Genomic DNA, 15,184 nt, shown 5'->3' on the forward strand with positions numbered 1-15,184 from the left:
GGCGCACAGGGCCGGGGCGCGGAGGGAGGCAGCCCCGGCTCCGGAGCCCACTGTCGCCCCGTCACCACCGCCGCCCCTGGCCCGAGTACCGGCGGATCCAGGTTTGTTGACCGTGGTGGCCCACAGCGAGAACCCTTCTGCCGCATTTCGGACCTGGCGCGTTGCAGGCCCCCTCGGCGCATGGTGCTTTATGCGTAGCTTAAGCCTCATATCGGACTTGCTCGGTGCCGTCGCCGTCACCGTACGGCGCGGTCATCGAGGTTCCGTTCAGGGCTGAGCCGTCCCCGCTCTGCGCCGTCCCGCCCCCAGCCGGGGGGCGGCGGCCCCGCCTGGAAACGGATGGTCCATGCAGTCTTCCCACCCGCCCCGCCGCACGGCGGCCCGCGCCGCCGAACGCTCACTCGCCACCGCCGGCCTGCTGGCCCTGGTGTCCTCCGTCGTCCTGACCGGTCTGACGCCCGGTGTCAGCTCCGCCTCCAGCCACCGCGAGGCGCCGCTGATCGCCGGGGACCCCAAGGCGGACAACACCGACGTCTACGCCTTCACCAGCCCGGACAACCCCGACACCGTGACACTGGTGGCGAACTGGATCCCGTTCGAGGAGCCCAACGGCGGCCCGAACTTCTACCCGTTCGCCAACGACGCCCACTACAACATCAAGATCGACGCGGACGGCGACGGCAAGGCCGACACCACGTACACCTGGTCCTTCACCGACCACTACCGGGACGAAGCCAACCAGTTCCTGTACAACACCGGGGTCGTGAAGTCGCTGGACGACACCACCTTGAACTTCCGTCAGACGTACACGCTGACGGTGACCGACGCGGAGGGCAACACCAAGACGCTCCTCAAGGACGCGCCCGCGGCCCCCTCCAACGTCGGCAAGGCGTCGATGCCGGACTACGCCTCACTGCGCAAGGAGGCCACCGTCGCCCTCCCCGACGGCGGCCAGACCTACGCCGGGCAGGCGTCCGACCCGTTCTTCCTCGACCTGCGGGTCTTCGACCTGCTGTACGGCGGCAACCTCAAGGAGACCGGCCACAACACGCTCGCCGGCTACAACGTCAACACCATCGCCCTCCAGGTGCCCAAGTCCGCGCTGGCACTGAAGGGGGACGCCACCCGCAACCCCGTCATCGGCGTCTGGTCCACCACCGACCGGCAGGGCGCGGCGGTCGCCGCGCCGTCCGGCAAGGGCGACGAGGGCATGGCGTCCCACGGCGCGGAGGGTGCCGGGGGCGCCGGGAGTGCCGGGGAAACCGCGGGCGCCGCGGACTCGCAGGACGAGGGCAAGGGCGGCCCGCCGATGCCCGACAAGGGCGGCGAGACGGGCTGGCACCAGGTCTCGCGCCTCGGCAACCCGCTGGTCAACGAGGTCGTCGTCCCGCTGAAGTACAAGGACGCCTTCAACACCCTCAACCCGGACCAGGACCACACCGTGCAGCCGGTCGTCGACAAGGTCCTGGACCCGATCGTGCCCAAGCTCATCCAGAGCATCTACGGCGTCCCGGCGCCCGCCACCCCGCGCAAGGACCTCGCCGAGATCTTCCTGTCCGGAATCTGCAAGGCGTGCGGACCGGTCCAGGCCGACCTCAACTCGCAGTTGCTCAACGCCGACGTGGACAAGGCGAAGTTCACACCGTCCGAGGAACTGCGGCTGAACATGGCCGTCGCGCCCTCCGCCAACCCCAACCGGCTCGGCGTCCTCGGCCAGGACCTGGCCGGCTTCCCCAACGGCCGGCGGCTCAACGACGACGTCGTCGACATCGAGCTCCAGGCGCTGGAAGGCGCGGCGGAGACCGGAAAGATCGTGCCCGCGCTGGCCGCGGGCGACGCCGTCGACACTCCCTACCGCCAGCCCGGTTCGACCTTCCCGTACGTGGCGCTCCCCAACACCGCCGCGGTCAACCAGGCCGACTCGCTGCACCCCGACGGCGGCGTGGGCGCCGGCTTCGGCGGCACCGCGTTCCACGGCGGCTTCCCCGCCGTTCCGGTGACGGCCCTGGGCGGCGGCGCCCTGCTGGCCACCGCCGGACTCCTGGCGCTGCGCCGCAGGCGCGCCGACCGGGTGTGACCGCCCCCGCCACTTCGGGCCGCCCGGCCTCCGCACCGGAGGCCGGGCGGCTGCGGCGCGCCCTCGGATTCCGCCCCGCCCGGCCCTGGCGCCTGATCACCGCGCTGGGCGTCCTCGCCGGTCTGGGCATGATGACGGCGGGCGGCTGCGCGCTGCTCACCGCCCGGCCGCCGAAGACCACGCAGGTCGACGTCGGCACGCTGCCGGTCCCCGCGACCGCGGGAGGCCACGCCGCCGCCGTCGCCCCCGCGGCGCCCGCCGCACGGCCGGTCCGGATCCGTATCCCCGGCATCGGCCTCGACCACCCCCTGATCGGCCTCCAGGTCCAGCAGGACGGCCACCTCGGCGTGCCCGAGGACCCCGGCCAGGTCGGCTGGTGGAGCGACGGCCCGCGCCCCGGCGACCCGGGCGCCGCCATCGTCGTCGGCCACGTCGACTCCCTCACCGGCCCGGCCGCCTTCTACGGACTGTCCACGCTGCGCCCCGGCGACCGGATCACCGTCGACCGCGCCGACCACAGCCACCTGGACTTCACCGTGCGGGCGCTGCGGCAGTACGAGAAGGACGCGTTCCCCGACGACCAGGTCTACGCGACCGCCGGTCCGCCCACGCTGCGGCTGATCACGTGCGGCGGCGCGTACGCGGGACCCGAGGGCGGCGGCTATCTCGACAACGTCGTCGTCTACGCCACGCCCGCCGACCCGAAGCCGCCGCGCCCGTCCCCCCACGCCACCCCCAAGACCCCCCAACGGAGCGGGAATTGACTACGTCCGTCCGCCGGAGCCCCCGGCGTCATCTGCTGTCCGCCGCCGTCACCACCGTCCTCGGCGTGGGCCTCTTCCTCGCCGGCGGCCTCGGCCTCGCCCCCTGGCCGGTGACGGGCGCCGACCGCGCCGCGGGTCCCACGGGCGAGGCCGGGGCCCCGGCGGCCGGCGCGGACCCGCTCGCCCAGGACATCGACGGCATCCAGGCCCACCTGCGGCAGAGCCCGCGCGACGCCGTCGCGCTCGGCACCCTCGGCCTCGACTACGTCCAGCAGGCCAAGAACACTGCCGACCCGACGTACTACCCCAAGGCGGAAGCCGTCCTGAAGCGCTCGCTGTCGGTGGACGCCACGGACAACTTCACCGCGATGGGCGGCATGGCCGCCCTGGAAGCCGGGCGGCACGATTTCCGCCAGGCGCTCACCTGGTCGCGCAAGGCGGTGGCCGTCAATCCGTACAACTCGTCCCTGTACGGCACCCTCGCCGACGCCCTCACCCAGCTCGGCCGTTACGACGAGGCCGCCGACGCCGTACAGCGCATGGTCGACCTCAGGCCCGGCGCGCCCTCGCTGGCGCGCGCGTCGTACGTCGCCGAACTGCGCGGCGACATCGACACGGCCAGAACCGACATGCGCCGCGCCCTCCAGGACTCCGCGGGCCCGGCCGACCAGGCGTTCGCCCACTACTACCTCGGCGAACTCGCCTTCAACAACGGCGATCCGGCCACCGAGCTGACCGAGGCCGCCGCCGGTCTGCGCGTCGCGCCGACGTACACCTCGCTGTTCCAGGCCAAGGCCAGGGCCGAGGCCGCGCTCGGCAGGACCGACGCCGCCCTCGCCGACCTCAACCGGGCCGTCCAGCGGGTCCCGCAGCCCGAGTACGTGCTCCAGTTCGGCGAGCTGTACCAGTCCCTCGGCCGCACCGCGCAGGCCGACGAGCAGTACCAGCTCTTCCGCGCCGAGCAGAAGCTCTTCGCCGCCAACGGCGTCGCCCTCGACTCCGACGCGGCCCTCTTCGAAGCCGACCACGGCGACGCCGCGCAGGCCCTCGCCATCGCCCGCCGGGGCATCGAGTCCCGCCCCTTCATGGACACCCACGACGCCCTGGCCTGGGCCCTGCACGCCAACGGCCGCGACCGCGAAGCCCTCGCCGAGAGCGACCTGGCCCTCGCCCAGGGCACCCGCAACGCCCTGTTCCGCTACCACCGCGGGATGATCGAACGGTCCCTCGGCGACACCGCGGCGGCCCGCACCGACCTCACGACAGCCCTGTCCGTCAACCCCCACTTCAGCCCCCTGGCCGCCCCCAAGGCCCGCGCGGCCCTGACCGCCCTGACCGGCCCGGCCCGGCGCACCTGACCGTCGCGGAGTCCCGGTCCTCGGCGGCTGGGCCGGGCACCGGGGCGTTCGCGCTTCTTGACGGGGGTTCGGGTGGCGTGCCACGGTGAGGATATTACTTAGGGATGTTAAGTGATTCCTCGAGGAGCCGTATGAAGCTGAGGTTGTCGCCCGAGGACGCGGCCTTCCGTGACGGGTTGCGGCGGTTCTTCACCACGCGGGTGCCGGGGCACATTCGGGAGACGGTGGCGGCGCGCGAGGAGTTGACCAAGGAGCAGATGGTCGAGTCGATGCGGACGCTCGACGCGGCCGGGATCGCGGTGCCCAACTGGCCGGTCGAGTGGGGCGGGAGGGACTGGACGCCGCTGCGACGGCACATCTGGCACGAGGAGATGCAGGCGGCCTGCGTTCCGCCGCCGGTCACCTTCAACGCCTCGATGGTCGGCCCGGTCATCGCCGCGTTCGGCTCGCGGGAGCTCAAGGAGCGCTTCCTGCCGCCCACCCGGAACGTCGACATCTGGTGGTCGCAGGGCTTCTCCGAGCCCGACGCCGGTTCCGACCTGGCCGCTCTGCGCACCTCGGCCGTACGCGACGGCGCGCACTATGTCGTCAACGGCCAGAAGACCTGGACCTCCTACGCCCAGTACGGCGACTGGATCTTCACGCTGGTGCGCACCGATCCGGACGCCCCGCGCAAGCAGGCCGGCATCTCCTTCCTCCTGATCGACATGGCCTCGCCGGGCGTCACCGTCCGGCCGATCCAGCTCATCGACGGCGGGAGCCTGGTCAACGAGGTCTTCTTCGAGGACGTGCGCGTCCCCGTCGACAACCTCGTCGGCCAGGAGAACCACGGGTGGGACTACGCCAAATTCCTCCTCGGCAACGAGCGGGTGGGGATCGCGGGCGTGGGCGGGACCAAGTGGCTGCTGGCGCAGGCCAAGACATGGGCCGGGGACCGGCTGCGCGAGGATCCGCTGCTCGCGGCGGACTTCGCGCGGCTGGAGAACGACCTGCTGGCGGTCGAACTGACCTCGATCCGGGTCGCCGCCGACTCGGCGGACGGCAAGGCGCAGCCCGCCTCGTCCGTCCTCAAGCTCGCCGGATCCGAACTCCAGCAGGCCGTCACCGAACTCGTCCTCGGCCTCGCGGGCGAGCAGGGGCTCTCCGGCGACCCGGCCGCGGGCGCGCCACCGTGGACCCGCCCGGCCGCCGCGGCCTATCTCCACCTGCGGGCCGCGAGCATCTACGGCGGCTCCAACGAGGTGCAACGACAGATCATCGCCGGCACGATCCTGGGGCTGTGAGACATGGACTTCGACCGCACCGACGAGCAGCGCGCCCTGCGGGACGCCGTACGCGGTCTGTTGGGCACGGCCTACGCCACGGTCCAGGGCCGCCGTGACGCCACGGCCGAGGAACCGGGATACGACGAGACCATGTGGTCCCGGCTGGCCGCGATGGGCGTCCTCGGACTGCCGTTCGCGGAAGAGGCCGGCGGCATGGGCGCGGGCCCGGTCGAAGTCGGCGTGGTGGCCGAGGAGATCGGGCGCGTACTGGCCCCCGAGCCCTTCGTCGAGGCCGTCGTCCTGTGCGGCGGCCTCCTCGCGCGGGCGGGCGGCGACGTGTCCGGCATCGCGGACGGCACCCTCCTTCCGGCGTACGTCGGCGGTCCCGGCGTCACGGCCCGGCGCCACGGCGAGCGCTGGGTGCTGGACGGCGGCGCCTCGCCCGTACTCAACGGAGCCCGTGCCGACCTGCTCGTGGTGGTCGCCGACGTCGGCGGAACACCGGCGCTCTTCACGACGGCCGGGGGCGAGCGGACCCCGTTCGGTACGTACGACGGGGGACGCGCCGCCCGGGTGACCTTCGGCGCGACCGCCGCCGAGCCGCTGGGCGATCCGGCCGCCGACGCGACCGGCGTGATCGCGTACGCCCGGGCCCGCGCGCAGGTGGCGTACGCCCACGAGGCGCTCGGCGCCATGGAGCGCGCGCTGGAGATCACCCGCGACTACCTGCGCGACCGCCGCCAGTTCGGGAAACCGCTGAGTGCCTTCCAGAACCTCACCTTCCGCGCCTCCGACATGTACGTCTCGCTCGAACTCGCGCGCAGCACGGTGCTGTGGGCGTCGATGGTGCTCGCGGAAAGCGACGAGAGGGAGCGGGAGGGCGGTCAGGCGGAGAGCGGCGCGGCCGAAGGCATCGAGGCGGCGTCGCGCGCCAAGCTCCGGGCCGCCGAGTCCGGGCGGCACATCGGCCAGGAGGCGATCCAGTTGCACGGCGGGATCGGCATGACGATGGAGTACCAGGTCGGGCACTACGCGATGCGGCTCACCGCCATCGAGCACCTGCTGGGCGACCGGCGCCACCACCTCTCCCGCCTGGCGGCGGCGGTCGGCGACCACCGGGCCGTGAACCCGCTGCAATAGCCGGCGCCCGGCCGCCGCAGGAGCTGAGGAACGAGCCGCCGCACGAGCTGACGGACGAGTCGGCGGACGAGTCGTCCGATGAGCCGGTGGATTCTGTCGACAATCCATTAACCATGCTAATTTATTGCGCAATCCGAAAGGGGCCCCCATGGCAGGGTCGGTCACCACACACGAAGCCCGGCTCACCCACGACGGCGCGGAACCCCTCACCGCCGGTTCGTTCGAGGTGGCCGAACGGGAACTGCCCCCGGCGGTCGACGGCGAGATCCTCGTCGAGGTCCGGTACGCCTCCCTCGATCCCTCGCAGCGGATCCGGCTCCGGTCGGAGGGCGCCGGTTTCGTCCCGCCCGCCGGAGTCGTCGGCACCGTCGTGGAGTCCCGGAGCGACGCGTTCGAGGTCGGGGACACGGTGACCGCGCCGGGCGCCTGGGCCACCGCGGTCCGCGTCCCGGCCGCGAGCGCCGAGCGGTACGACGCCCCGGAGGGTGTGGCCCTCCACCACGCGGTCGGTCTGCTCGGACTGACCGGTCTGACCGCCTACTTCGGGGTACGGCGGGTGCTCCGCCCGCGTCGCGGCGAGAAGATCGTCGTGACTGGCGCCTTCGGGGGAGTGGGCCAGGTCGCCGCGCAGCTCATCGCCGCGAGCGGCGCCGACGTCCTCGGCGTCGTGGGCGGCCCCGACAAGGCGCACGGCCTCAAGCGGCTCGGCATCACCGCCGTCGACCACCGGGCTCCGGACTGGACCGCCGAGGTCGACCGCTGGGCGCCCGAAGGGCTGCACGCGGTCTTCGACAACGTGTGGGGCGAGACGTCCGCGCGGCTGGTCGAGCGGCTGCGACCGCTCGGCCGCGTCGCCCTGTGCGGGCAGATGTCCGGCATCGGCGAGGCGGTGGTCCCGCCGCTGCCGCTGGACAACTGGTTCCGGCTGGTGACCCGTTCGCTGACCGTCCAGGGTTTCCGCGCGGCCGACTTCGCCGCGGAGAACGCCGACGCGCGCCGGGCGCTCGCGGACATGATCGCCTCGGGCGCCCTCGACCAGGAGATCCACCTGGCGCCCGGCCTGGCCGCCGCGGGCCCGGCCTTCGCCGACCTGCTCACCGGCCACGTCGTCGGCAAGCTCGTCGTAGCGGTGCGGGAGTGAGCGACGGTGCGGGAGTCAGTGACGGTGCGGGATCACGCGGCGGTGCGGGAGTCAGTGACGGTGCGGGATCAAGCAGCGGTGCGGGAACGAGCGGAGGTACGGGCATGAGCAGCGGTACGAGCGCGGGCGCGGACGCCCTGCGGGACGACGTACTCGCCCTGCTGGCCGGGGACGGCGACAGACTCGCGGACCCGTACCCCACCTGGAACCGGCTGCGCGAGGAGATCCCCGTCTGGAAGCAGGGCGACGTGGTGATCCTGAGCCGGCACGAGCACGTGCACCAACTGCTCGGGGACAACAACATCCTCTACAGCCGTCAGGGCACGAAGACCTCCGCGCGCTACGAGCGCGCCAAGCGGGAGTTCAGCCCGCACGGCAGCGCCGCCTTCGGCCGGGTCCTCGACCAGGAGTTCCACCAGTTGGTGCGGATGGACCCGCCGGACCACCCGCGGGTGCGGCGGGCGGTCCAGCCGCCGTTCTCGGCGCGCAATCTGGCCCGTGAGATGCAGGACAAGGTCAGCGAACGGGTCGACCGCAATCTGACCGCGCTGGCGGCGGGCGGCGGCGAGGCCGACTTCAAGAAGTTCGCGTACTCCCTTCCCCTCCAGGTGCTCGGCGACCTCCTGGGCATCCCGATCGACGACCTCGACATGGTCCACTCATGGGCCCAGAAGATCGCCGAGAACAAGTTCAACGCCGACTCCGAGAGGGCGGCGGTCGAGGCCGACGAGGCGTACCGGCACCTGATGACGTACATCGACGTGCTCGTGGCGCGCCAGCGCGCGAGCGGCTCCGAGACCGGCCTCGTGGCCGCCCTGCTGGAATCGGAGGACAGCGGCGTGGTCTCCCACGAGGAGGCGATGGCCATGATGGCGCTGATGATCTTCGCGGGGCACGAGACGACCAGCAATCTGCTGGCCATCGGGCTGCTCGAACTGCTGCGCCATCCGGACCAGTGGGACCTGCTCGTCGCGGAGCCCGAGCGGGTCCCGGCGGCGGTGGAGGAGCTGCTGCGCTTCGTCACGCCCGCGCACTTCCTGCCGTACGTCGCGAAGGAGGGGCGGGAGGTCGACGGCGTCGCGGTCGAGGCGGGCGACACCGTCATCGGCGTGCTCGCCGCGGCCAACCGGGACCCCGCGGTCTTCGCCCGGCCGGACGAGCTGGACGTCGCCCGCTCCGACAGCCGCGCGCACGTCTCGCTCGGCCTCGGGCCGCACTTCTGCCTGGGGGCCGGTCTGGCGCGGATGGAGGCGACGGCGCTGTTCGGCACGATCGCGCGCAGGTTCCCCGGCGCGCGGCCGGTCGAGGCCGACCTGCGCTGGGGCGGCCGTTCACTGCGTACGCCACTGGCCATGCCGGTCCGACTGCTGGGCTGATCGGATGCCGTGACGGCGGCCGATCCCGTGCCTTGACGGTGGCGGGCAGCACTCCTATCGTGTTATTTCACATTGCTAAATGAATGATCGGGAGGTTCCGGTGCGCTACCTCATCACGGGCGCGGGCAGTGGGATCGGACGTGCGGTGGCGACCCTGGCCGCGCGCGCGGCCGGGAGCGAAGGAGCCAGGCAGGCGCGGCTCGCGCTGCTCGACCGCGACGCCGGGGCCATCGAGGCGGTCGCCGCCGAACTCCGGGGGACCGGCGCCGTATGCGTGCCGCTGGCCGTCGACCTGAGCGACCCGGCGGCGGTCGGCAAGGCGGTGGAAGAGGCCGTCTCCGCCTTCGGCGGCCTCGACGCCCTCGTGAGCAACGCCGGGATCAGCTCGGCCGACCCGCTCGAAGACCTCAGCCTGGAGACCTTCCAGCGCACGTTCGACGTCAACACCCGCGCGACCTTCCTGCTGGCACGGGCGGCCTTTCCGGCGCTCCGCGCGTCGCGCGGTGCGATCGTCGCCACCGCGTCGATCTCCGCGACGCATCCGACACCGCCGCTCGGCATGTACAGCGCGAGCAAGGCGGCGCTGAAGATGATGGTCCAGCAGATGGCGGTGGAATGGGGCCGGTACGGAATCCGGGCCAACTGCGTCTCGCCCGGCCCGACGGACACCGGCCTGACCCGTAAATCGTTCGGCGACGCGGAGGACACGGCCGCGGCGGCGAACCGGCGCTACCGCGAAGCGGTCTCCCCCATGCGGAAGATCGCGCGCGCCGAGGACATCGCCGAGGCCGTGCTCTACCTCGCGGGTCCGCGCGCCGGGCATGTCACCGGCGTGGACCTGCCCGTCGACGGCGGCCTGTCGCTGACCGTCATGCCGCTCACGGGGGGCACACCCGGATACCGACTCGACGAGATCGCGCAGGAGGCGACGTCGTGATGACCGACACCACCGCTGGGACGCTGCCCGGATTCCTCTCCTCCGAGGTCGCGGCCGACCCCGACGCCTTCTACCGGCGGCTGCGGGCCGAGGCCCCCGTGCACTGGGACGACGGCTACCGCGGCTACCTGATCAGCAAGCACGCCGACGTCGGCGCCGCCTACCGCAACCCGCTGTTCTCCACCCAGAACTACGAGGTCAGCCTCCAGCCCGTCTTCGGCCGCTCGATGCTCCAGATGGACGGCGCCGAACACAGCCGCAAGAAGGCCCTGGTCACCCCGTACTTCCGCGGCAAGGGCCTGGAGAAGTGGGCGCCGGTCATCGCGCGCAATGTCGCGACGATCCTGGACCGCTCCGTCGCGTCGGCGTCCGCGCACCTCACCCGCGGCTTCCGGCCGGGCGACACCGTCGACCTGCTGGCCGACTTCGGCTACTACCTGCCGGTCTACGTGATCACCGACATGCTCGGCCTGCCGCACAGCGACTACGACCGGTTCTTCGACTGGTACAGCAGGCACGTGGCCTTCCTCGGCAACCTCGCCCGCGACCCGGAGATCGACGAACTCGGCCGCCGGGCCACCAAGGAACTCTGGGAGTACCTCGCCCCCGTGATCGAGGACCGCCGCTCGCACCTCGGCGACGACCTCATCTCCGGGCTGATCACCGCCGAGATCGACGGCGAGCGCCTGGACGACCTCGAAATCCTCACCCACGTCACGCAGTTGCTCAACGCCGGGTCCGAGACCACCGGCAAGGCGCTGGCCAGTATGTTCGCCTATCTGCTGCGCGAGCGGACGCTGTTCGAGGAGGTACGGGACGACCGCTCGCAGGTCGTCCCCGCGATCAGCGAGACCCTGCGGATCAGCCCGCCGTCCCAGATGAACGGCCGCAAGGTCACCCAGGACGTCGAGGTCAAGGGCACCCTGCTGCCCGCGGGCACCCTGGTGATGCTCCTCATGGCCTCGGCCAACCGCGACGAGGACCGGTTCTCCGACCCGGACACCTTCGACTTCCACCGGCCCGACCTCGACCACGCCAAGACGTTCACCGCGGCCGGTGACACCTTCGCCTTCGGCTCGGGGCGGCACTTCTGCCTCGGCGCGATGCTCGCCAAGTCCGAGCTGGAGATGGCCTCGAACGTCCTGCTCGACCGGTTCCCCGACATGCGCCTGGCCGACGGGTTCGAGCCCGCGTGGTCGGGCCTGAAGATGCGGTCGGTGGACAGGCTGACGGTGACCCTCTGAACGACCGGCCGCCGGGGCCGGGGGCGAGCGGGCGTGCCCTGTCGGCACTGCTGGTGTCCGCCGCCCTGGTCTCGGCGGCGGTCGTCACCCTCGGCGCCCCGCTCGTGCCGCGGGTCCAGCAGACCTTCGGCGTCGGCACCGAGGCGTCCCAGTGGTCGTACACGATCACCCTGCTCGTCGGCGCCACCTTGACCCCGCTGCTCGGCCGGCTCGCCGACGGACGGCGGCGAAGACCCGCGATGGTCGTGGTGTGCGCGCTGGTCACCCTCGGATGCGCGGTCTCCGCCGCCGGGACCCACTTCGGGGTCTTCCTGGCGGGACGCGCGCTCCAGGGCGTCGCGGTGGCGCTGGTGGCGATGACCATCGCGTGCGCCCGCGACCTGTACTCCGGTCCCGCGACGGCCCGCCTGGTCGCGCTGCTGTCGATCACCACGGCGCTCGGCGCCGGGGCGGCCTACCCGCTCACGACGTTCGTGGCCGACCACTTCGGCCTGCGGGCGGCGTACGGCGGCGCCACGGTGCTCGCGCTGCTCGTCACGCTCGCGGTGGCCGCCGGTCTGCCGCGAACGGTGCCGGTGGGCCGCGACGCGCCGCTGGACGTGCCGGGCGCGGTGGTCCTGATCGCCGCCACGGCGTGCGCGCTGCTGGCCGTCAGCCAGGGCAACTCCTGGGGCTGGTCGAGCGCCGGGGTGCTCGTCCTCGGCGCAGCGGCCCTCGGCCTGTCGCTGTGGTGGATCCGGCTCGAACTGCGCGCCCCCCACCCCTTGGTGCAACTGCGGCTCTTCGCCCGGCGCGACGTCCTCGCCGCGCACCTCACCGGCCTGCTGATGGGCGTGAGCCTGTACAACACGCCCGTCCTCATCACCCGCATCGGTCTCGCCTCCCGCGACACGCGGTACGGCGTGGGGCTCAGCCTCAGCGCGATCGGTGTGGTGATGGTCCCCATCGCGCTGTGCAACTACCTGAGCAGCCGCACCGCGACGGCGCTGGCGCGGGTCAGGGGCCGACGGGTCGCGCTGGCGTCGGGAGGCGTCGTGGGCGCGCTCGGGCCGCTGATGCTGATCGAGGTCGACGGACACCTGGCGCTGCTGGTGGCGGCGGTCGTCCTGACGTCCTGGGGAGCGGGGGCGACCTTCGGCACGCTGCCCGGCCTCATCGTCGACTCGGTCGAACCGGGCGAGACCGGCAGCGCCACCAGCGTCAACATCCTGCTGCGGGCGGTCGGCGGCGCGGTGGGCAGCGCGGTCACCGCGGCGCTGATCGGCGCGGCCCACGGACCGGCGGGGGAGGCGACGACGACCGGGCTGACCTGGGCCGCGCTCGCCTGCGCCGCCACCTGCGCGGCCTCGGTCGTGGTCAGCTGCTGTGTGCCGAGCCGCCGCGCGCGCCGGTCAGAGCCGCGGCCGGCCGCCGTCGAACCAGTCCCACTCCCACGGGCGGATTGACAGCATCGGCGTGCTCAGCAGGACGTGCTCCGCGTCGCCGGGCGCGCTGTCCCGCCCGATCCAGTCGGGCCGCGCGTCCTCGACGCGAGCGCTTGTCTCCAGGACGTCGCCGTCGAGGTACAGCACGCGCACCGTCAGACCGTCGTCGGCGCTCCCGGCCGGTGACCCGAACCCGCCCGCGCCCTCGGCGAACCGGTACGTCGCCGCGCCCGCGACACCGGGCACCGCGAGCACCTCCGGAATCAACTCCCGGTCCAGCGCGGCGAAACGGGCCGCGCCCGCGGGCTCGGCGGGAGCGGCCGTCCTGGACAGCGTGAGGTGGACGCCCCGGTGCGGGCGGTGCGGGAGCGCCGCCGCCGCGACGAGGACGCGCGGGGCCGCGTACTCCTTGACCGGGTGGAAGAAGCCGACCGGGCGTCGTTCGGTCCAGGGCAGTTCGGGGCGGCGGCCCCACCACAGGGCGCGCTGGTTGAGGTCGGTCCACTCCCGCAGCGCGGACTCCAGAGGGGCACGGAACCCGTAGGCGACGGCGTACTGGACGGGTGCGTAGGCGTCGTCGCCGACATGGCCGGCCGCCGCGCACCGCGGGGTGCGGACCCAGCGGTCCCCCCAGGCGACGCCGGGGAGCAGCGCGTTCTCCGGCAGGTGGTCGAGCTGGTGCCACGCGTTGTACTCGGCGTGCCGGGTGGCGTCGTTGAGGTGCGTGAAGGTGAGGAAGAGCCGGTCGGTGCTCATATCGGGCGGCTTTCGGCCCGCGGGTTCTCGGCAGGTGCCCGCGACCACTCGCGCAGGACCGCGTCGTTGTCGGCGCCGAGCCGGGGCGCGGGGGCGGGCGTGTCCTGCCCCCATCCGGCCGACCGCGTGACCGGACCCGGTACGGGGAACACGCCGACGCCCGGCTGATCCACCTGGTGGAACAGGCCGTTGGCGGTCACGAGCGGATCGCGGACGAATTCGCCGACGGTCCGGTAGTCGCCCCACAGGACGTGCCCGGCGTCGAGCGCGGCGACGGCCTCGGTGTGGGTGTGCGCGGAGAACCACGGCGCGAGGATCGCCGAGATCAGGTCCCGGTGCTCGTACCGCGCCGCCTCGTCGCCGAAGTCCACGCCGAGCGTGCGCTGAAGGCTGTCGAGGACGGTACGTGTGCCGGTCAGTCCGACGAGCTTGTCCCAGTGCCTGGCGGTCAGGGCGACGACCATCACCCGGCGGCCGTCGCCGGTCGCGAAGTCGCAACCGTAACTGCCGTAGAGGTAGTTGCCGTCGCGCAGCCGTCCCGCGCCGTTCACCACCGCGTCGGCGACGAAGCCGAGGTGGGCCATGGTCGCGGCGGCGACGTCGGCGAGGCTGACCTCGACGAGCCGGCCGCGGCCGGTGGCGGCGCGTTCGGTGTGCGCCGCCAGCAGGGCCAGCGCCACGTGCAGACCGGTGAGCAGGTCCCAGGCGGGCAGGACGTGGTTGACCGGGAGCGAGGAGTCCACGGGTCCGGTGAGCCAGGGCAGGCCCACCTCGGAGTTGATCGTGTAGTCGACCGCCGGACGTCCGTCGCCGCGCCCGCCGATGTGGGCGACGATGACATCGGGCCTGACGCGGCGCAGTTCCTGGTAGTCCAGCCACGACTGGCCGACCGCGTTGGTGACCAGCAGGCCGTGGCCGCCGCCCGGTGCGGCCAGCAGCTCGCGCACCACGTCGCGCCCGGACTCCGACCGCAGATCGACCTCGACCGAGCGCTTGCCCTTGTTGAGCCCTGCCCAGTACAGGCTGGTGCCGTCCGCGCCGCGCGGCAGCCGCCGGGTGTCCGTGGCCCCGCCGACGGGGTCCACCCGTACGACGTCCGCGCCGAGTTGGGCGAGCGTCATCGTCGCGGAGGGGCCCGCGACGTACGTCGACAGGTCGAGGACGTGGAGTCCGGTCAGCGGCCCGCTCATGCGAACGGGGAGACGTACGGGATGTTCTTGGCGGCGGCGGCCTCGGCGATCCAGCCGTCGATCTGCTCGGCCACCTCGTGCGAGACCAACTCGATCCACATGCCGGGGGATTCGGGGTTGTAGTGGAAGGTGGCGCGGCCGATGCCGCCGTCCTCGGCGACGCCGTTCAGCTCGCGCCGGTATCCCCTGGCCTCCAGCGCCGCCGCCGCGGCGCGCAGGTCGTCGGTGTAGTAGCCGAGGTGGTGGACCCTGCGCCCGCCCGTCACGTTGAGGTACGGCGCCGGGTCGATCTGCTCCAGCAGCTCGATGAAGTGCGGGCCCTGGAGCGAGTAGGTGAAGCGGACCTCGCGCCCGACGACGCCGTCGGGGCACTCCAGCGGAACGGTCGAGGTCAGCGGCGGTGCCCAGTCCAGACGCAAGGCGTCGCCCATGGCCGTCATCGCCTTGTCGAGGCTGTCCACGATCATGCCGGTGTGGTACAGCCGGAGCAGCGGCTCGGTGCTCATGAAGGG

Annotated in this window: 13 protein-coding genes; 10 read left to right on the plus strand and 3 right to left on the minus strand. The window is 72.8% G+C overall.

Annotation, left to right across the window (positions count from 1 at the left end):
* The first annotated feature begins 346 nt into the window (after positions 1-346).
* The 10 genes from ACFY9V_RS25225 to ACFY9V_RS25270 all read left to right on the plus strand — a co-directional run bounded on the left by ACFY9V_RS25225 (position 347) and on the right by ACFY9V_RS25270 (position 12,747).
* Entirely contained in the window at positions 347-2,077 is a 1,731-nt protein-coding gene (locus tag ACFY9V_RS25225) for a DUF4331 domain-containing protein (RefSeq protein ID WP_355342507.1), read from the plus strand.
* Positions 2,074-2,841 (plus strand): class F sortase, encoded by a 768-nt coding sequence (locus ACFY9V_RS25230; RefSeq protein ID WP_391163016.1) that lies wholly within the window; start codon positions 2,074-2,076, stop codon positions 2,839-2,841. The genes ACFY9V_RS25225 and ACFY9V_RS25230 overlap by 4 nt, the downstream gene beginning before the upstream one ends.
* Entirely contained in the window at positions 2,838-4,199 is a 1,362-nt protein-coding gene (locus tag ACFY9V_RS25235; protein ID WP_391163017.1) for a tetratricopeptide repeat protein, read from the plus strand. Before ACFY9V_RS25230 ends, ACFY9V_RS25235 begins: the two co-directional genes overlap by 4 nt.
* Before the next feature lie 131 nt (positions 4,200-4,330).
* Complete coding sequence (locus tag ACFY9V_RS25240) at positions 4,331-5,482, plus strand: acyl-CoA dehydrogenase family protein (RefSeq protein ID WP_391163018.1); 1,152 nt, start codon at positions 4,331-4,333, stop codon at positions 5,480-5,482.
* A 3-nt stretch (positions 5,483-5,485) separates the two neighbouring features.
* The gene (locus ACFY9V_RS25245; protein ID WP_391163019.1) at positions 5,486-6,604 is read left to right on the plus strand and encodes an acyl-CoA dehydrogenase family protein; all 1,119 of its coding nucleotides are present in this window, start codon (positions 5,486-5,488) and stop codon (positions 6,602-6,604) included.
* A gap of 148 nt (positions 6,605-6,752) precedes the next feature.
* Positions 6,753-7,745, plus strand: a complete 993-nt coding sequence (locus tag ACFY9V_RS25250) for a zinc-binding dehydrogenase (RefSeq protein WP_391163020.1) — start codon at positions 6,753-6,755, stop codon at positions 7,743-7,745.
* Positions 7,746-7,849: 104 nt separating this feature from the next.
* The gene (locus tag ACFY9V_RS25255) at positions 7,850-9,121 is read left to right on the plus strand and encodes a cytochrome P450 (RefSeq protein WP_391163021.1); all 1,272 of its coding nucleotides are present in this window, start codon (positions 7,850-7,852) and stop codon (positions 9,119-9,121) included.
* Between the two features lie 79 nt (positions 9,122-9,200).
* Positions 9,201-10,058, plus strand: a complete 858-nt coding sequence (locus ACFY9V_RS25260) for an SDR family oxidoreductase (RefSeq protein WP_391163022.1) — start codon at positions 9,201-9,203, stop codon at positions 10,056-10,058.
* Positions 10,058-11,302 carry a cytochrome P450 gene (locus ACFY9V_RS25265; RefSeq protein ID WP_391163024.1) on the plus strand — a complete coding sequence of 415 codons (1,245 nt, stop codon included), beginning with the start codon at positions 10,058-10,060 and terminating at the stop codon, positions 11,300-11,302. Before ACFY9V_RS25260 ends, ACFY9V_RS25265 begins: the two co-directional genes overlap by 1 nt.
* 53 nt (positions 11,303-11,355) lie before the next feature.
* Positions 11,356-12,747, plus strand: a complete 1,392-nt coding sequence (locus tag ACFY9V_RS25270; RefSeq protein WP_391163025.1) for an MFS transporter — start codon at positions 11,356-11,358, stop codon at positions 12,745-12,747.
* Here the strand turns inward: ACFY9V_RS25270 and ACFY9V_RS25275 are convergent.
* Genes ACFY9V_RS25275 through ACFY9V_RS25285 form a run of 3 tightly spaced genes read right to left on the minus strand, consistent with a single transcriptional unit; the run spans position 12,694 to position 15,178 of the window.
* The gene (locus tag ACFY9V_RS25275; RefSeq protein ID WP_355342478.1) at positions 12,694-13,482 is read right to left on the minus strand and encodes a hypothetical protein; all 789 of its coding nucleotides are present in this window, start codon (positions 13,480-13,482) and stop codon (positions 12,694-12,696) included. The genes ACFY9V_RS25270 and ACFY9V_RS25275 overlap by 54 nt on opposite strands.
* Positions 13,479-14,672: a CoA transferase gene (locus tag ACFY9V_RS25280; RefSeq protein WP_355342475.1), complete on the minus strand. Its 1,194-nt coding sequence runs from the start codon at positions 14,670-14,672 to the stop codon at positions 13,479-13,481. Before ACFY9V_RS25280 ends, ACFY9V_RS25275 begins: the two co-directional genes overlap by 4 nt.
* On the minus strand, positions 14,669-15,178 hold the full coding sequence (locus tag ACFY9V_RS25285; protein WP_391163026.1) for a VOC family protein: 510 nt from the start codon (positions 15,176-15,178) through the stop codon (positions 14,669-14,671). Before ACFY9V_RS25285 ends, ACFY9V_RS25280 begins: the two co-directional genes overlap by 4 nt.
* Between the last annotated feature and the right edge of the window lie 6 nt (positions 15,179-15,184).

This window comes from Streptomyces sp. NPDC008317, assembly GCF_042955955.1.
In the GTDB taxonomy this organism is placed as follows: Bacteria; Actinomycetota; Actinomycetes; order Streptomycetales; family Streptomycetaceae; genus Actinacidiphila.